The organism is Rhodobacter sp. P1_C2, assembly GCF_056406375.1.
The window spans coordinates 58,245-74,277 of record NZ_JBFUAG010000009.1 but is presented as its reverse complement, the minus strand read 5'-3'; the positions used below and the strand labels follow the sequence as shown (position 1 = coordinate 74,277).

17 protein-coding genes are annotated in these 16,033 nt (G+C 65.5%); 6 read left to right on the top strand and 11 right to left on the bottom strand.

What is annotated here, in order from left to right; translation table 11 throughout:
• Positions 1-40: 40 nt before the first annotated feature.
• From AC1DZT_RS16225 to AC1DZT_RS16180, 10 genes are all read right to left on the bottom strand, one after another.
• Positions 41-475, bottom strand: coding sequence for a DUF1178 family protein (locus AC1DZT_RS16225; protein ID WP_478007682.1), 435 nt, complete (start codon positions 473-475; stop codon positions 41-43).
• A 95-nt stretch (positions 476-570) separates the two neighbouring features.
• A complete protein-coding gene (locus AC1DZT_RS16220) occupies positions 571-1,086 on the bottom strand; it encodes an NUDIX hydrolase (RefSeq protein WP_478007681.1) in 516 nt (171 codons plus the stop codon).
• Positions 1,087-1,202: 116 nt separating this feature from the next.
• Positions 1,203-2,447 carry a 3-deoxy-D-manno-octulosonic acid transferase gene (locus AC1DZT_RS16215; protein ID WP_478007680.1) on the bottom strand — a complete coding sequence of 415 codons (1,245 nt, stop codon included), beginning with the start codon at positions 2,445-2,447 and terminating at the stop codon, positions 1,203-1,205.
• A gap of 55 nt (positions 2,448-2,502) precedes the next feature.
• Positions 2,503-3,915 (bottom strand): amidase, encoded by a 1,413-nt coding sequence (locus tag AC1DZT_RS16210; protein WP_478007679.1) that lies wholly within the window; start codon positions 3,913-3,915, stop codon positions 2,503-2,505.
• Positions 3,916-4,044: 129 nt separating this feature from the next.
• Positions 4,045-5,070: an extracellular solute-binding protein gene (locus tag AC1DZT_RS16205; protein WP_478007678.1), complete on the bottom strand. Its 1,026-nt coding sequence runs from the start codon at positions 5,068-5,070 to the stop codon at positions 4,045-4,047.
• A 50-nt stretch (positions 5,071-5,120) separates the two neighbouring features.
• A complete protein-coding gene (locus AC1DZT_RS16200) occupies positions 5,121-5,939 on the bottom strand; it encodes an ABC transporter permease (protein ID WP_478007677.1) in 819 nt (272 codons plus the stop codon).
• The gene (locus AC1DZT_RS16195; RefSeq protein ID WP_478007676.1) at positions 5,929-6,840 is read right to left on the bottom strand and encodes an ABC transporter permease; all 912 of its coding nucleotides are present in this window, start codon (positions 6,838-6,840) and stop codon (positions 5,929-5,931) included. The genes AC1DZT_RS16200 and AC1DZT_RS16195 overlap by 11 nt, the downstream gene beginning before the upstream one ends.
• Entirely contained in the window at positions 6,841-7,905 is a 1,065-nt protein-coding gene (locus AC1DZT_RS16190) for an ABC transporter ATP-binding protein (protein WP_478007675.1), read from the bottom strand.
• Between the two features lie 68 nt (positions 7,906-7,973).
• The gene (locus AC1DZT_RS16185; protein WP_478007674.1) at positions 7,974-9,404 is read right to left on the bottom strand and encodes an amidase; all 1,431 of its coding nucleotides are present in this window, start codon (positions 9,402-9,404) and stop codon (positions 7,974-7,976) included.
• Between the two features lie 204 nt (positions 9,405-9,608).
• Entirely contained in the window at positions 9,609-9,938 is a 330-nt protein-coding gene (locus AC1DZT_RS16180; RefSeq protein ID WP_478007673.1) for a DUF6476 family protein, read from the bottom strand.
• Between AC1DZT_RS16180 and AC1DZT_RS16175 the strand changes: the two genes are divergently transcribed.
• The 5 genes from AC1DZT_RS16175 to AC1DZT_RS16155 all read left to right on the top strand — a co-directional run bounded on the left by AC1DZT_RS16175 (position 9,937) and on the right by AC1DZT_RS16155 (position 14,839).
• Positions 9,937-10,992 carry an RluA family pseudouridine synthase gene (locus tag AC1DZT_RS16175; RefSeq protein WP_478007672.1) on the top strand — a complete coding sequence of 352 codons (1,056 nt, stop codon included), beginning with the start codon at positions 9,937-9,939 and terminating at the stop codon, positions 10,990-10,992. The two genes, AC1DZT_RS16180 and AC1DZT_RS16175, sit on opposite strands and share 2 nt — an antisense overlap.
• Positions 10,993-11,223: 231 nt before the next feature.
• Complete coding sequence (rpoH, locus tag AC1DZT_RS16170) at positions 11,224-12,117, top strand: RNA polymerase sigma factor RpoH (RefSeq protein WP_478007671.1); 894 nt, start codon at positions 11,224-11,226, stop codon at positions 12,115-12,117.
• A 147-nt stretch (positions 12,118-12,264) separates the two neighbouring features.
• Positions 12,265-13,002 (top strand): phosphatidylserine decarboxylase, encoded by a 738-nt coding sequence (locus AC1DZT_RS16165; RefSeq protein ID WP_478007856.1) that lies wholly within the window; start codon positions 12,265-12,267, stop codon positions 13,000-13,002.
• Position 13,003: 1 nt separating this feature from the next.
• Entirely contained in the window at positions 13,004-13,780 is a 777-nt protein-coding gene (gene pssA, locus AC1DZT_RS16160; protein WP_478007670.1) for a CDP-diacylglycerol--serine O-phosphatidyltransferase, read from the top strand.
• A 66-nt stretch (positions 13,781-13,846) separates the two neighbouring features.
• Positions 13,847-14,839: a Gfo/Idh/MocA family protein gene (locus tag AC1DZT_RS16155; protein WP_478007669.1), complete on the top strand. Its 993-nt coding sequence runs from the start codon at positions 13,847-13,849 to the stop codon at positions 14,837-14,839.
• Between the two features lie 45 nt (positions 14,840-14,884).
• Here AC1DZT_RS16155 and AC1DZT_RS16150 read toward each other — a convergent pair whose 3' ends face one another.
• Positions 14,885-15,373, bottom strand: coding sequence for a carbonic anhydrase (locus AC1DZT_RS16150; RefSeq protein WP_478007668.1), 489 nt, complete (start codon positions 15,371-15,373; stop codon positions 14,885-14,887).
• 262 nt (positions 15,374-15,635) lie between these two features.
• Here AC1DZT_RS16150 and AC1DZT_RS16145 point away from each other — a divergent pair, with 262 nt between their 5' ends.
• Positions 15,636-16,019, top strand: a complete 384-nt coding sequence (locus AC1DZT_RS16145; RefSeq protein ID WP_478007667.1) for a host attachment protein — start codon at positions 15,636-15,638, stop codon at positions 16,017-16,019.
• The last annotated feature ends 14 nt before the right edge of the window (positions 16,020-16,033 follow it).

The following is a 16,033-nucleotide window of genomic DNA, read 5'->3' as shown; positions in this document are numbered from 1 at the left end:
CAATGCGCGCCTGGCCCCGGGCGCGCGCTTGCCTTGCGCCTCAGTTCGTCTTGCGCGAGGGCATGAAGGGCAGGGGGGCCACCGGCACGCCATCCTCCAGCAGCTTGATCACCTCGTCGGGCCGCGCCTCGCCATAGATGGCGCGCTCGGGCGTGGTGCCTTCGTGCATGCTGCGGGCTTCGGTGACGAAGCGGGCGCCGACGTAATCCGAGTTTTCCTCGACCCGGCGGCGCAGTTCGGCCATCGCCTGTTCCATCTCCGACAGGGGCTGGCTCAACTCTCCCCGCGGCGCATCGGGGGCTGCGGCCTCGCCATGCGAGACCCGCGGCGCCATCAGCGCCTTTTCCACCTGGGTGACACCGCAGACCGGGCAGGCGATGCGGCCAGAGGCGGCAAGGCTGTCATAGGCTTCGGCAGACTGGAACCAGCTGTCGAAACCGTGGTCGGACGCGCATTTGAGGGTGTAGCGGATCATCTTCTGGACTGTCGGGGTTCACGCCACGCGCTGTGGCCGGGTCTATCTGCCATCATTGTGGCACAGACTCTTAACTGGCGGGTTTACGCCGGAAGTCAAGTCGCCGCCTTGGCCCTTTTTGTGCCCGGCGCCAGAAGCTCGGGCGCTTCGGACAGGCGTTGCAGCAGGTCGGCCAGTTCGGGTTCGGCCACGAGATGGGTGGCCTCCTCGGCCTTGAACCATTTGCGGCGGCGTTCCTTGCGTTCGGGAAAGCTGCCCTTCAGCGTCTGGACGCGCAGTGGAAAGACCTGGACCGAGCAGGGCATCGGGTTCCGGTTGCGCAGGATCTTCTGATAGCCATAGCAGCCGATCGACTGGGGGCTGACCTTGCCTTCGACCCCGGCCTCTTCCCAGGCCTCGCGCTGAGCGGCGACCTCGGGCGCATGGCCGAGGATCGGCCAGCCCTTGGGCAGGACCCAGCGCCCGGTCTCGCGCGAGGTGACCAGAAGCACCTGCGCCCGGCCCTTGCGCAGACGCCAGCACAGGGCCGCAACCTGACCCGCCGCAAAGGCGGCTGGCGCGGGTGACGTTGAAGTCCCCTCGTCCAGAGGGGCCGGGTCCGAATAGGTCATGTCCGCCTGCGACTTCAAAATTGCCCGTCCTTGCCTGGTGTTGCACACCAATGCCGGGGGCGCTGCTGGAATCAGCCTGCCACAACGGCACCACAAGGCAAGCGGCAATCGCGGGACTATAGCGGTTTTATCGTGAGAATATCGTGAATAAGGTCCTGACCGCTGCCCGTGCTGCGCAGGCTTTGGGCAGCACGCGCCGCCATCGCCTCCTGCGCCGGGGCATCGAGGCCTTGCAGGGCCGGGCCAAGATCGCCCGGATCGGCCAGGGTCAGCGCCCCGCCCGCCGCATCCAGCGCGGCATAGGGGGCGGCAAAATTCTCGACCGAGGTGCCGTGCAGGATCGCCGCGCCAAAGCGCGCCGGCTCCCAGGGGGTATGGCCGCCGCGCCGGGCAAAGCTGCCGCCGACAAAGCAGGCGCCCGAGGCCGCGTACCAGAGGTCCATCTCGCCCATCGTATCGGCGAGGAGGACCTCTGCCGCACCAAGCTCCGCCCCGGCCGAGCGTCGGGCGAGGCTCAGCCCGCGCGCCTGCACCAGCGCCGCCACCTCGACGCCGCGGCGCGGGTGGCGCAGGGCGAGGATCAGCTGATCGAACTGCGCCCGCGCCGAAAGGAAAGCTTCCAGCACGATCTCCTCCTCGCCCTCATGGGTCGAGGCCGCCAGAAGCCGCCGCGCCCGCGCCGCGCGCGGCGGCAGGTCGGGCGCGGGCAGGGTGCCGATCGCGACGGCCTTCAGATCGCAAAGCGCGGTCATCACCCCGGCCCTCAGCCCCAGAGCCTGCAACCGGCGGGCCGAGGCTTCATCCTGCGCCGAGGCGAGGCTGACCGCGCCAAGCGCCCGCTCCATGACCGGCTGCAGCTCTTTCCAGCCGCGAAAGCTGCGTTCCGACATCCGCGCGCCGATCAGAACCAGCGGCACCCCCGCCGCGGCACAGGCGGCAAAGCGGCGCGGGTAGATCTCGCCTTCCACGGTGATCAGCGCCTCGGGATGCCAGCGGGCCAGAAGCCGCCGCAAGGGCCGGCCAAGGTCCAGCGGCGCGAAGGCTGCGGTGACGCCGGGCAAGGCCCAGCCCTGCACCATGGCGCGGGCGGTGGTCGTGTTGCAGGTCACCAGGATCGCCATTCCGGGCCGTGCCGCCAGCAGCGCCTCGATCACCCAGCGGGCCGAGGCGAGCTCGCCATTCGAGGCGCCATGCAGCCAGAGCGTCTTGCCCTCTGGTCCGCTGCCACCGGGCGCCGTGCCGTGGCCCAGCCGCTCGGCCAGCGCCTCGGCAGGCTCGCGCCCGCTGATCCGGCGCCAGACCGCGATGGCCAGCATGACCAGGGGCACCAGGGGCAGCAGAAGCCGGGACAGGTGGCGCATGAAACCTCTCTTTCGCGCGATCCTTAGGGCGGCGCAGCGACGGGGGCAAGCGCGGCTAGAGCGCTGGCGGGCGCTGGCCCGGCCAATCGGTCGCCTCTTGCCAGGCCTGGCCCAAGGCCAGCACCGCCGCATCCGAACCCACCGGCCCCGCCAGCTGCATCCCCATCGGCAGGCCCTGCGCCCCGAAGCCGACCGGCACCGACAGCGTCGGCAGCCCGATCAGGCTGGCCGGGATCACCACCTCCATCCAGCGGTGATAGGTGTCCATCCGGCGCCCGGCGATCTCTTGCGGCCAGCGCATCTCGACGGCAAAGGGCCAGACCTGCGCCGTGGGCAGGGCCAGCGCGTCAAAGCGGTCAAACAGCCGCGCTATATGGGCATAATAGCGTGACCGGATCACGCTGGCCTCGTAGACCGCCTGCGCCGACAGGGTCAGGCCCTGCTCGATCTCCCACAGCGTCTCGGGCTTCAGAAGCGCGCGCTTGGCCGGATCGTTGTAGAGCGCGCGAAAGCCGTTGGCATTGAGCATGGCGCGCAGCGTCACCCAGGACTGCCAGAGCTTTTCGGCTGGAAAGGGCGGGGCGATCTCTTCGACGACGGCCCCCATCGCCTCCATCTGGCGCAGGGCCGCGCGGCAAAGGTCGAGGATCCCCGGCTCCATCGCATAGGCGCCGCCCCAGTCGCCGGCAAAGGCGATCCGCTTGCCCTTCAGGCTGGCGCCCTGCAAGGCACCGACATAATCGCCGGCGGCCCGGTCAAAGGGCACCTCCGGGTTGGGCCCGGCCTGCACCTGCAACAGGCGGGCGATATCCTCGATGGTCCGGCCCATCGGGCCCTCGGTGGCCAGGGTCGCAAGATAGGTGTCACCCTCGGCATCCGCAGGCACCAGCCCCCAGGAGGGGCGAAAACCGTAGACGTTGCAAAAAGCCGCCGGGTTGCGCAGCGAGCCCATCATGTCCGAGCCATCCGCCACCGGCACCAGCCGCGCCGCCAGCGCTGCCGCCGCCCCGCCCGAAGATCCGCCCGGCGTCCGGGACAGATCGTAAGGGTTGCGCGTGGCGCCAAAAACCGTGTTGAACGTATGGCTGCCATGACCCCATTCGGGCGTATTGGTCTTGCCGATGAAGATCGCCCCGGCCCCGCGCATCCGCGCCGCCAGAAGATCGTCCTTGCCGGGGATGAAATCCTTGAAAAGGGGCGAGCCCCAGGTCGTCCTAATCCCCTTCGTTGCGCAAAGATCCTTCACCGCCAAAGGCAGCCCATGCAGCCAGCCGCCGGGCGCCGCATCATCCGCCGCCCGCGCCTCGGCCATCAGATCGTCGGGATCGCGCAGAGACACCAGCGCATTCACCCCGGGATTGACCGCGGCAATCCGCGCCAGAAACGCTGCCATCACCTCCGACGGCGCAATCTTGCGTGCCGCAATCAATCGCGCCAAGTCCGAAGCCGAAAGCTGCCACAACGCCATTTGCTCTTTGTCCAAATACTCTCGGGAAGGGTGTGGGGAGGGCAGACAGCCCTCCCCACGCGTGAGGGGTCCGGGGAGGGGCAAGACCCTCCCCGGCTGCCTGCGGGGGAGCATCCCCCCCTTGCAGGATTACTTGTTCAGCTCGGTCCAGATCGCGGTGATGTAATCCTGCGCCTTGCCGGTGCAGCCGAGCAGGAAATGGCCCTTGTCCTTGAACTCGGCCGGAATGACGATCTCCGGCGCGTCCTTCATGTCGGCGGGCATGAAGGCCTCCGACCCGGAAATCCCGTTGGCATAGCGCGCGAAGGCCGAGATCAGGGCGGCATTCTCGGGCTCGGCGATGAAGTTCAGGAACTTGTAGGCCTCATCGACGTGCTTGGCGTCCTTCAGCAGGGCAACCTGGTCCATCCACAAGGGGAAGCCTTCCTTCGGATAGCCGTATTTCACATCCGGATTGGCCAGACGCGCGCGGAAGATCGCGCCGTTCCAGTAGAGCGAGGCCACGACGTCGTTGTTCGACATCTTCTCGGTCATGCCATAATCCATCGAGACCCATTTCGGCTTGGCCTCCAGCAGCTTGTCGCGGACCTTCTTCATCAGGACCGGGTCTTCCGAACAGGGCTGGCCACCCATGTACATCGTCGCCATCGACAGCACGTCGTTCATTTCCGGCGTCACGTTGACCTTGCCCACCAGTTCCGGCGGCGGGTCAAGGAAGATGGCCGAGGTGTTGATGTCGCCCGAATAGGCCTTCTGGTTCACCGCCATGCCGGTGGTGCCCCATTGCCACGGAATCGTGTACTGGCGGCCCGGGTCGTATTCGACATTCATCCACTCGGGCGCGATGTTCTTGTGGTTCGGGATCTTCGACAGGTCGAGCGGCTGGATCAGGCCCTTCTCGACATAGATCTTCACGAAGTTGGCCGAGGGCACCACCAGATCGAAGCCCGAGCCGCCGGCCTCGACCTTGGCGAGGGCCGTGTCGTTGCTGTCATAATCGGTGACGGTGACCTTGATGCCGGTTTCGGCTTCGAATTTCTTCAGCAGTTCGGGGTTGGTGTAATCGCCCCAGTTGTACAGCTGCAGCTCGCCCTCGGCATGGGCGAGGCCCGCGGTGGCCAGAAGCAGGGCCACGGTCGAGAGTAGTTTCTTCATGTCAGTCTCCCTGAGTTTTTTATCGGTTGGTCGTCTTCGGCGTCGTCGGATCAGTCTTTCTTGCGCGTCATCAGGAAAAACAGGGTCAGCAGCAAGACGGTCAGCGCCAGAAGCACGGTCGAGATCGCGTTGATCTCGGCGGTGACCTGGCGGCGGATCTGGGCCAGCATATAGGTCGGCAAGGTATCCTGCCCGGCGGATTTGACAAAGACCGTGATGACCACGTCATCGAGCGAGGTCACGAAGGCCAGCATCATCCCGGCAAAGATCCCCGGCAAGAGGAGGGGCAGGGTGACGTAGCGAAAGGTCTGCCAGGAACTGGCGTAAAGGTCCGAGGCCGCGGTTTCCAGCGTGGTGTCCATGCCCTCCAGCCGGGCGCGGATCGGAAGATAGGCAAAGGGGATGCAGAAGGCGGCATGGGCGGCGATCAGATACCCCATGCCCTGGTAATCCGTCACCTGCTTGATCATCGCAAAGAAGATCAGAAGCGCCACGGCCGAGACGATCTCCGGCACCATCAGGGGCTGGTTGATCATCACATAGATGAAGGTCTGGCCCTTGAAGGCCTTGCGCCGCGTCGTGCCCAAAGCCGCCAATGTGGCGACAAAGGTCGAGATCACCGCCGCCGACAGGGCGAGGTAGAGCGAGCGGATCGTGGCATCCTTCACCTCGGCATTGGCCCAGGCGACAGAATACCATTGCAACGAGAAGCCCTCCCATTGCGACACCGACCGGCCGGCGTTGAAGGAATAGATCACCAGCATCAGGATCGGCAGGTACAAGGCCACGAAGACCAGCACCGCCACCGTGTTGAAGCCGGGCAGGCGCGAGAGGACAAAGCCCTTTTTCGCCATCACGTTACTGGCCATTTTTGACCTCCCGGTTGGCATAGCGGACATAGACCAGCAGGGCCGCAGTCACGATCACCAGCAGCGTCACCGACAGGGCGGCACCCAGCGGCCAGTTGCGGCCCTGACCGAACTGCAGCTCGATATAATTGCCGATCATCATGTTCTTGCCCCCGCCCAGCAGGCGCGGCGTCACGTAAGCCCCCAGCGAGGGCACGAAGACCAGGATCGACCCGGCGATGATCCCCGGCTTCACGATCGGCATGATCACCCGGCGCAGCACCTGGAAGGGGCCGGCGTAAAGGTCATAGGCCGCCTCCAGAAGCCGCATGTCGAAACGGTCGAGGGCGGCAAAAAGCGGCAGCACCATCAAGGGCAGGTAGACGTAAGTCATGCCGACGAAGACCGCGGTGTCGGTATAGATCATGTCCAGCGGCTGGCTGATCACCCCCAGATGCATCAGGACCGTGTTGAAGAGCCCCTCCTTGCGGATGATCTCGTTGATCGCAAAGGTGCGGATCAAGAGGTTGGTCCAGAAGGGAATCGTGATCAGGAACAACCACATGGCCCGCGATCTTTGCGGCCGTGTCGCGATGAACCAGGCGGTGGGAAAGCCCACCAGAAAGGTGAAGACCGTGGTCAGGATCGACAGCTTCACCGAACGCCAGAAGATCGTCAGGTTGGCATCGGCCCAGGCCAGCGAATTGTCGAAGATGTCGCGGGTGAAGAGGATGCCCTGCCAGGCATCCAGCGAGAAGCCCCATTGCACATTGCCGTATTTGCCCGGCAGCAGAAAGGAATAGACCACCACGATCAGCAGCGGCCCGACCGCCGCGAAGGTCAGAAGCACCAGCGCCGGGGCCGACAGAAGCCAGCCGTTGCGGGTGGACTGGCTTTCCTTGGCCTGTTCAGCGGGGCTCATTCAATCCTCCAGCACTTGGATCGCGTCCGGCACGAAGCGCAGGCCTACCGCCTGGCCGAGCGTCAGATCAGCCTCGCCATTGGCCGGGCTTTGCAGCCGGGCCACCACCTCGGTCCCATCGGGGAGCGAGAGGTGGCAATGGGTGTCGGTGCCGAAATAGACCAGGTTGGTGATCTTGGCGGGCAGGGCGTCCGGTTCGGTCTCGTCGCAGATGCGGACCTGTTCGGGGCGCACCGTCAGGGTGACGCGGGAGGCCGTGCAGGGCGGCGCCGCGATCAGGATGCCGCAATCGAGCCGGTACATCGCACCTTCCCGGGTGGCGGGCAGGAAGTTCGTCTCGCCGATGAAGCTGGCGACAAAGCGGTTGACCGGCTTGGTATAGATCTCCTTCGGGCTGCCCACCTGCTGCAGCTTGCCCGCCGACATGACGCCGATCCGGTCGCTCATCGTCAGGGCTTCTTCCTGGTCGTGGGTGACGAAGATGAAGGTGATCCCGGTTTCCAGCTGCAGGCGCTTCAGCTCGATCTGCATTTCCTTGCGCAGTTTCAGGTCCAGCGCCGAAAGCGGCTCGTCCAGCAGCAGCACCTTGGGCGAAGGCGCCAGCGCCCGGGCCAGGGCCACGCGCTGTTGCTGGCCGCCCGACAACTGGCTGGTCTTGCGGTCGGCCATCGGCTCCAGCTTCACCAGCGCCAGCATCCGGGCGACGGTGGCGGTGACCTCGGTCGCAGGACGGCCCAGCATCTGCAGGCCGAAGGCGATGTTCTGCGCCACGGTCAGATGCGGGAAGAGCGCGTAGCTTTGAAACACCGTGTTCACCGGCCGCTTGTTGGGCGGCAGGGTGGTGATATCGGCGCCCTCCAGCAGGATCGTGCCGCCCGAGGGCATCTCGAACCCGGCGATCAGCCGCAGCAGCGTGGTCTTGCCGCAGCCCGAAGGCCCGAGCAGCGTGAAGAACTCGCCCTTGCGGATCTGCACCGAGACGTCATCCAGCGCCCTGACGGAATGGTCGCCCTGGCCAAAGGCCTTGACGATGTTCTTGGCTTCGACAGCAAGTATATCTGTCACCGGCGGCTCCCTGCTATTTTGATCATATTGGGCGGCGGTTTTTGCCAGTTGCAAATGATTCTTTCCTGTCAGGCAACAAGTTTGGGCCTGAGCGCCGCCCAGGGTTGTGCCAGCTCCAGTTCTGCACAAAGCGCGATCAATTCCTCGTCCGCGCCATAGGGCGTGGCGAGGTGGATGCCGATCGGCAGCCCGTCGCTGGACATGGCAAGGGGCAGCGAGGCGGCAGGCTGGCCGGAGGCGTTGAAGATGGCGCAGAAGGGCGAATAGGCGAAAATCCCTTGCGGCCCAATGCGGTAGTTGAGGTAATCGGTCGTGGCATGAGAAAAGCGACCGACCTTGGCCGCAGGTTCGGCCAAGGTGGCCGACAGGATCACGTCGCAGTTGTCGAAGGCATGGGCCATCTGGCGACCAAAGGCGTGGATCTCGCCCACCGCCTCCAGATAGCGCAGGGGGGACAGGCTTTCGGCATGGGCCACCGCGCCGCGCCCGACACCCTCGACGAGGTCATCGGTCAGGGGCCGACCGTGCAGGCCGCCGCGCACCGACAAGGCGGTGCCGACCGCCACGATATCGGTCCAGGCCCGCATCATCATCGCCACATCGGCTTTCGGCAGGCCGGGGGTGACGGTATGGCCAAGGCTTTCCAGCAGGCGCCCGGTGGCGCGGACGGCTTCGGCCACTTCGGGGTGGATCGTCTCGCCGGTGAAGGTGGTGTCGCAGAGCATCACCCGAAGCCGGCGCGGCGGGCGGCTGATCGCATCGGCATGGCTTTTCTGCAAGGGCGGCGCGACATAAGGCGCGCCAAGGTCGGGGCCGGAGCAGGCATCCAGCATCCGCGCGGTATCCCTGACCGAGCGGGTCAGGAAACCGTCGATCGACATGCCCGCCCAGCCCTCGCCGGAATAGGGCCCGTCGGGCAGACGGGCGCGGGTGGGTTTGAAACCGAAAAGCCCGCAGGAGGCGGCAGGTATCCGCACCGAACCGCCGCCATCCGAGCCATGGGCAAAGGGCACGATCCCCGCCGCCACCGCAGCCCCTGCGCCGCCCGAAGACCCGCCCGAGGTCCGGTCGAGGTTCCACGGGTTGCGCGTCGGTCCGCCATAGACCGCGCTTTCGGTGGCGGCACCAATGCCACCCTCCGGGCTGGTGGTGCGGCCGAAGGTGACGACGCCGGTATCACGAATCCGCTCGAAAATCGCCGAATCGCCGGAATAGACGGTGTTGGCAAAGAGGCGGGAGCCGTTGTGCGAGGGGAAATCCACCGCCTCGCAGCCGAGATCCTTCAGAAGGAAGGGCAGACCGCGGAACGGCCCCTGCGGCAGGCCCGAGGCTATGGCGCGGCGGGCGGCCTCTTCCTGCACCAGAACCACGGCGTTGAGCGCGGGATTGACGGCTGCGACCTTGGCGAGGGCGGCATCCAGAAGCTCGGTCGGCGTCACCTCCCGCGCGGCCACCATGCCTGCCAGCGCCGTGGCGTCCTGTGCCAGAAAGTCGATCATGAGAAGTCCCCTTCGCTGTCATGCCGCGCACAGGCCCAAAGGTCAGGCGCGCTTTGGGGGGATCGTGGGGGCGGAACCGCGCAGAGTCCGCCCCGCTTGCGCCCAGAAATGTCGCATTCGGTCCCCGGTCGCGGGCAGCTTGGCCGCTTGGCTGGTGCAAGGCAAGCCTCTGACAGATCGGCTTCTCCGATCAGGAGGGCGGTTTCAGGGTGCGGGGGGCTTGACCGCCACCTCCTGCCAGAATTTCCCATCGGCGCCGAAGATCAGGATGCGGTTGTCGGTCGTCACCACCGCGACCCAGCCCGAACCCATCGTCACCGCCGCCGCCGTGGCGCCCGCCGGCATCTCCAGCGCGGGGGGCAGGGCGGGATGTGCGCCCCCGAAAGTTCCGGGCACCGGCAGTCGCGTGACAAGCAGCCAAACCACCGTTATGACACCGCCGATCAGGCTGAGCGTCAGGGCAATCACCAGCGCCTGCAGCCAGCGCAGCGCGGGCGGAAGCCTCACCTCGGTATCTTCAGGAGTTTCGGCCATGGTCCCCTCTTTCGCAAATGACGACCTGCCCGAGGAAGATGCACTCTACATCACCATCCCCGAAGACGCGCCCGCCCGCCTTGATAAGGCGCTGGCGCTCTTTGTGCCAGAGGAGGCGGCGCTGTCGCGCTCGCGCCTCGCCCGGATGATCGCCGAAGGGGCGGTGACCCGCGAGGGCGCGCCGGTGACCGATGGCAAGGCCAAGGTGGCCGAGGGCGAGACCTACCGCATCCAGCTTGATCCCGCCGTGGCGGTGGAGACCTTGCCCGAGGATATCCCCCTGTCGGTGATCTGGGAGGATGGCGATCTGATCGTGATCGACAAGCCCGCCGGCATGGTGGTCCATCCCGCGCCCGGCACGCCGCATGGCACCCTGGTCAACGCGCTGCTCTTCCATTGCGGCGATACGCTGTCGGGCATCGGCGGCGAGCGGCGTCCCGGCATCGTCCACCGGATCGACAAGGACACCACCGGCCTTCTGGTCGTGGCCAAGTCCGACCGCGCCCATCATGGCCTGGCCAAGCAGTTCGAGGAACATTCCGTCGCCCGCCGCTACCTCGCCCTCGTCCATGGCAAGCCCGAGGCCGGCGACCCCCGCCTGAGGGGCCTGCGCGGCATCACGGTCGAGGCGGGGGGCATCATCCGCATCGCCACCGAGCTTGCCCGCCACAAGACCGACCGGCAGAAGCAGGCGGTGGTCTGGGATGGCGTGGGCCGCCATGCCGTCACCCGGACCCGCGTGATGGAAAGCTTTCACAATGCGGCCTCGTTGGTCGAATGCTGGTTGGAAACCGGGCGCACCCACCAGATCCGCGTCCATATGGCCTATGCCGGCCATGGGCTGATCGGCGATCCGACCTATGGCGGCACGCGCAAGCTTGCGCCCAAGACCTTTGGCGCGGCCGCCGAAGCCGCGGCGAGCTTCCCGCGGCAGGCGCTTCATGCCGCGACCCTTGGCTTCGATCACCCGGTGACCGGCGAAAGGCTCGACTTCGCCTCGCCGCTTCCCGCCGATTTCACCGGCTTGCTGGAGGCCTTGCGCGCCACGGTCTGAGCAGACCTCGGCATTTTCGCACCGATCCCGTGCCCGCCTGCGCATATTGTGCGCTGGTGTTTTGCTGACAAGACGTTCACACTTTGTCAACTCATACATGCATACCGTTCCGTCCAAGGAGGAACAGAGGCATCTTGGGGCAAGGGTCTTGAACCATGGGTCAGTGGTTCATACCTGATCAACTCACTTCCCGGGGGCGTGATCGCACCGGGGTTACAGGGGGCGTCGAATATGAGCACCTATGCAAATCTGCCGGCACCAAGCCCGGAACAGGGTCTCAACCGGTATATGCAGGAAATCCGCAAGTTCCCGCTGCTGGAACCTGAGGAAGAATACATGCTGGCCAAACGGTGGGTCGATCATCAGGACACCCAGGCCGCACACAAGATGGTCACCTCGCACCTGCGTCTGGCCGCCAAGATCGCCATGGGTTACCGCGGCTATGGTCTGCCGCAGGCCGAAGTGATTTCCGAGGCGAACGTCGGCCTGATGCAGGCTGTCAAACGCTTTGATCCTGAAAAGGGTTTCCGTCTTGCCACCTATGCCATGTGGTGGATCCGCGCCTCGATCCAGGAATATATCCTGCGGTCGTGGAGCCTGGTGAAGCTCGGCACCACCTCGGCGCAGAAGAAGCTGTTCTTCAACCTGCGCAAGGCCAAGGCTAAGGTCGGCGCGCTGGAAGAGGGCGATCTTCGCCCCGAAAACCTGGCGCAGATCGCCAAGGACCTGTCGGTCAGCGAGGAAGAGGTCATCTCGATGAACCGGCGCCTGTCGGGCGGCGATGCCTCGCTCAATGCCACCGTGGGCAGTGAAGAGGGCGGCAGCCAGTGGCAGGATTGGCTGGAAGACGAAGACAGCGATCAGGCCGGCGATTATGCCGAAAGGAACGAGTTCGACACCCGCTATGCCCTGCTGACGCAAGCCATGTCGGCCCTGAACGAGCGTGAGAAGGACGTGCTGACCAAGCGCCGCCTGGCCGAAACCCCGGTGACGCTGGAGGAACTTTCGGAAGCCTACGGCGTCAGCCGCGAACGCATCCGCCAGATCGAGGTCCGCGCCTTTGAAAAGCTGCAGGAACGGATGCGCGATCTCGCCCGCGGCAAGGGCATGGTCGTTCCGGCCTGACCCTGGCCCGGTGTTATGATCCCAGGACCCCCTGCGCTGGCGCCGGGGGTCTTTTCTTTGCCCTTGCCCCGGCTTTGGCGGAAATCCGTCCGCGCCCGCACTTTTTAGCCCCCGGCACCCGGCGTCTGGCGCTGCGCGGTTGCACGACTGCGCGCCCCCGCGTATCACCGCCTCAACAGCCAGGAGAAGCCCATGACCATGTTGGAAACCTTCATCAAACCGATGCACCGCGAGGGCTGGCGTTTCGTCAGCATCTTTGCGGTCATCACGCTTGTGCTGTTCCTGATCTGGGAGCCCCTGGGCTGGCTGGGCGTCGGCCTGACCGTCTGGTGCTATTACTTCTTCCGCGACCCCAAACGCTCGGTGCCGCTGTCCGATACGCTGATCCTGTCGCCGGCCGACGGGGTGATCTCGCTGATCGAGCCTGCCGTGCCGCCGGTCGAACTCGGCATGGGGCCGCAGGCGCTGACCCGGGTTTCGGTCTTCATGTCGGTCTTCAACTGCCATGTGAACCGGATGCCGGTCGGCGGCAAGATCGAGGCGATCGCCTATCGCCCCGGCACTTTCGTCAATGCCTCGCTCGACAAGGCCTCGGAAGACAATGAGCGCAATGCTTTGCTGATCTCGATGGAGGATGGCACCAGGGTCGCCGTCGTGCAGATCGCGGGCCTCGTGGCGCGGCGCATCCTGTGCTTTGCCAAGACCGGGCAGAGCTTGCGCGCGGGGGACCGGTTCGGGCTGATCCGCTTCGGCTCGCGCCTTGACGTCTACCTGCCGCCGGGCGTGGCGCCGCTGGTGGCGCTGGGTCAGACGATGATCGCGGGCGAAAGCATCATCGCCGATCTGTCGGCGCAATCCCCGGCCCGTCTGGCGCGGAGGGAATGAGATGAGCGAGGCCCCCCGCAGCGGATCTGAACTGAACCTGGTGCAGTTGCTGCCCAATCTGATGACGATTTCGGCCATGTGTTCCGGCCTGACCGGCATCCGTTTCGCGGTGACCGGGGATTTCAAGGCCGCCGTGGGCATGATCCTGGTGGCCGCGGTTCTGGACGGGCTGGATGGCCGGGTGGCACGGCTGCTCCGCAGCGAAAGCGAGATCGGGGCCGAGCTCGACAGCCTCGTCGATTTCGTCAATTTCGGCGTGGCGCCGGGGCTGGTGATCTACCTCTGGGGCCTGCATGGCCTGCAAAGCGGCGGCTGGATCGCGACGCTGATCTATGCGACCTGCTGCCTGTTGCGGCTGGCGCGCTTCAACATCGGCAACCGGCTGCAGATCGAACGCGCGGCGGAAAACCCGGGCGAGAAACCCTCGGGCAATTTCACCGGCGTGCCCTCGCCCGCAGGTGCCATGCTGGCGCTGCTGCCCCTGTGCTTTGCCTTCATGATGCCCGCCTCGGCGCCCTTGGCCGCGCCCTTGCTTGCCGTCTGGATGGTGCTGGTCGGCGGGCTGATGATCAGCCGGATCCCGACGCCCTCGTTCAAGTCGGTCACGGTCTATGCCGAGAATGTCCGCTTCGTCATCGTCGGTTTTGTGGCGCTGGTCGCTGCGCTTCTGACCTTCCCCTGGGAGACGATGGTGGTGATCGAACTGGGCTATGTCGCCATCGTGATCAAGTCACTGTGGCTATTCCGCAAGAACCGCAAGGGTTTGCGCGGTCTTTAGCGACTTGCCGCTTGCTGGCTCGCGCGGATTTTTCTAGCCTTCCGCAACCCTTCGGAGGAGTGAACAATGGCTGCGGTGAAATGGGGCGTCCTTGGCGCCGCAAAGTTTGCACGGGAACATATGGCGCCGGCGATCCATGCCGCCAAGGGTGCCGAGCTTTACGCCCTGGCGACCCATTCCACCGAAAAGGCAGCCCCATTCATCGAGTTCTGCCCCGGCATCAAGATCCACGATTCCTATGACGCGCTGCTCGCCGATCCGGCGGTCGAGGCTGTCTATATCCCCTTGCCCAACCACCTCCATGTGATCTGGACGCTGAAGGCCCTGGCCGCGGGCAAGAATGTGCTGACCGAAAAGCCGATCGCGATGCATGCGCGCGAGATCGACCAGATCATCCATGCCCGCGATGCCGCGAAAAAGCTCGCCGCCGAGGCCTATATGATCGTCTTCCACCCGCAATGGCAGCGCGCCAAGCAGCTGGTCGAGGAAGGCGCCATCGGCAAGATCACCCATGTCGACGCGGCTTTTTCCTATGACAACCGCTCGGACATGACCAATATCCGCAACCGCGCCGATGCGGGCGGCGGGGGCATCCGCGATATCGGCGTCTATACCTATGGCTCGGTGCGCTATGTGACCGGGGCCGAACCGGCCGAGCTGCAAAGCAAGGTCCGGCGCGAGAATGGTGTCGATGTCTGGGCCCAGGTCTTCAGCGTGATGGGCGGGCCGCAGGGGCGCTTCACCTATTCCGCCATGACCTCGATGCGGCTTTTCAACCGGCAGGAAGTGGTCTTCCAGGGCGACAAGGGCATGATCCGGGTGGCCAATGCGCCCTTCAATGCCGCCGTCCACGATCAGGCCCAGGTCGAGCTGCACCAGCCCGGCGGCAAGGTCACGATCGAACGCTTCCCCGGCGTGAACCAGTACAAGCTGCAGGTCGAGGCGTTCAGCCGCTCGGTCCGCGAGGGTGTGCCCTATCCTTGCCCGCTGGAGTTTGTCCGCGGCACCCAGGCGATGATCGACCGCGTCTTCCAGATGGAAAGCGCGGTCACCCTCTGACGCCGAACGCCAAGCGGGCGGTTGCCGCCGCCCGCCGGGGTCGCGTCAGGCGGTCGGGATGATATCCTCCACCGTGCCATCCAGCGCCATCAGGAAGCCGCGCACCCGAAGTTCGGGGAAGCGCTTGCCCGCTTCCTCCTTGAAGGCGGCCAGCACGCGGGTATGGGTGGCGGTTTCCAGTTCGGGCGTGGCCACCGCCTCCTCGCCATATGCAAGCTTGTAGGCGCCGCAGTCGCGATGGTCGATCACCATGATCTCTTCGACATGATGCAGTTTGACCGCCAGCCCGACATGGTCCCAGAAGACCTGATGCCAGGCGGCGAACTTCTCGTGCATCGCCCCCAGCGAGGCCCCGGCGAGCACGACATGGTCATATTCGTCATGCAGGGCATGGCCGTCCATATAGGAGACCAGATCGTCGACCAGGCGGAAATCCATGCAGGACAGCATGATCGCCTGGGCCTTGCCGCTGGCGCGCAGCGGTGCGGCGATGGAGACAAGGCTCATCCCCGCGCCCAGGGACATCAGTCTCATGAAATGGCGCCGCCCGAGCCTCGCGTGATGCTGGCAGCTTTCGTCATTCTGGCACATGGGTCCCCCCGTTTGCGCGCCCGTCTGCGCGGTTGAAAGCTTCTGCCTAAAGGAACTTGCTTTCGCGCTGGTAAAGCGGGGCGGGGTGACTTGGGTTTTAAGTATTTTCCGACGGGCGCGGCGCAAGGGGCCGGACCATGCGCCAGATCAAGGCGGGCGCCCGGCAGGTCTGTCAGGCTGGCCGCAACCAAAACGGGAGAATGCCATGAAGAAACTGCGCCGCCTGTACCTGATCGCCGCCGATGACGGCTTTCGTCTCTTGCACACCCATGAGCCGGATCTGGCAGAGATCGCGCTGAAGGCGCCCGAGGCCGCCGCCCCGGGGCTGGAGGGCGGCGGCTCCGCCACGCGGGTCGCGGAGGAGCGTCACCACTTCTGCCACAAGGTCATCGCCGCGCTGGAGGCCGAATGGGCCCGGGGCAGCTACGACCAGATCGTGATCGCCGCCGGCCCGAAGATGCTGGGCGAGCTACGCAGCGCCCTGCCCAAGAGCCTGCAGCCTCATGTCGCGGCAGAACTGCACAAGGATCTGTTCAAGATCCCCGCACATGAACTGGCCGCACATTTCACCGAAGTGTCAGAGGCTTGAGAGAAGATCTTGAG

Bases quoted from the DNA above. Each gene is read 5' to 3' on its own strand.
- AC1DZT_RS16225 (WP_478007682.1), bottom strand. From the start codon at position 475: ATGATCCGCTACACCCTCAAATGCGCGTCCGACCACGGTTTCGACAGC.
- AC1DZT_RS16220 (WP_478007681.1), bottom strand. From the start codon at position 1,086: ATGACCTATTCGGACCCGGCCCCTCTGGACGAGGGGACTTCAACGTCA.
- AC1DZT_RS16215 (WP_478007680.1), bottom strand. From the start codon at position 2,447: ATGCGCCACCTGTCCCGGCTTCTGCTGCCCCTGGTGCCCCTGGTCATG.
- AC1DZT_RS16210 (WP_478007679.1), bottom strand. From the start codon at position 3,915: ATGGCGTTGTGGCAGCTTTCGGCTTCGGACTTGGCGCGATTGATTGCG.
- AC1DZT_RS16205 (WP_478007678.1), bottom strand. From the start codon at position 5,070: ATGAAGAAACTACTCTCGACCGTGGCCCTGCTTCTGGCCACCGCGGGC.
- AC1DZT_RS16200 (WP_478007677.1), bottom strand. From the start codon at position 5,939: ATGGCCAGTAACGTGATGGCGAAAAAGGGCTTTGTCCTCTCGCGCCTG.
- AC1DZT_RS16195 (WP_478007676.1), bottom strand. From the start codon at position 6,840: ATGAGCCCCGCTGAACAGGCCAAGGAAAGCCAGTCCACCCGCAACGGC.
- AC1DZT_RS16185 (WP_478007674.1), bottom strand. From the start codon at position 9,404: ATGATCGACTTTCTGGCACAGGACGCCACGGCGCTGGCAGGCATGGTG.
- AC1DZT_RS16175 (WP_478007672.1), top strand. From the start codon at position 9,937: ATGGTCCCCTCTTTCGCAAATGACGACCTGCCCGAGGAAGATGCACTC.
- AC1DZT_RS16180 (WP_478007673.1), bottom strand. From the start codon at position 9,938: ATGGCCGAAACTCCTGAAGATACCGAGGTGAGGCTTCCGCCCGCGCTG.
- rpoH (WP_478007671.1), top strand. From the start codon at position 11,224: ATGAGCACCTATGCAAATCTGCCGGCACCAAGCCCGGAACAGGGTCTC.
- pssA (WP_478007670.1), top strand. From the start codon at position 13,004: ATGAGCGAGGCCCCCCGCAGCGGATCTGAACTGAACCTGGTGCAGTTG.
- AC1DZT_RS16155 (WP_478007669.1), top strand. From the start codon at position 13,847: ATGGCTGCGGTGAAATGGGGCGTCCTTGGCGCCGCAAAGTTTGCACGG.
- AC1DZT_RS16150 (WP_478007668.1), bottom strand. From the start codon at position 15,373: ATGAGACTGATGTCCCTGGGCGCGGGGATGAGCCTTGTCTCCATCGCC.
- AC1DZT_RS16145 (WP_478007667.1), top strand. From the start codon at position 15,636: ATGAAGAAACTGCGCCGCCTGTACCTGATCGCCGCCGATGACGGCTTT.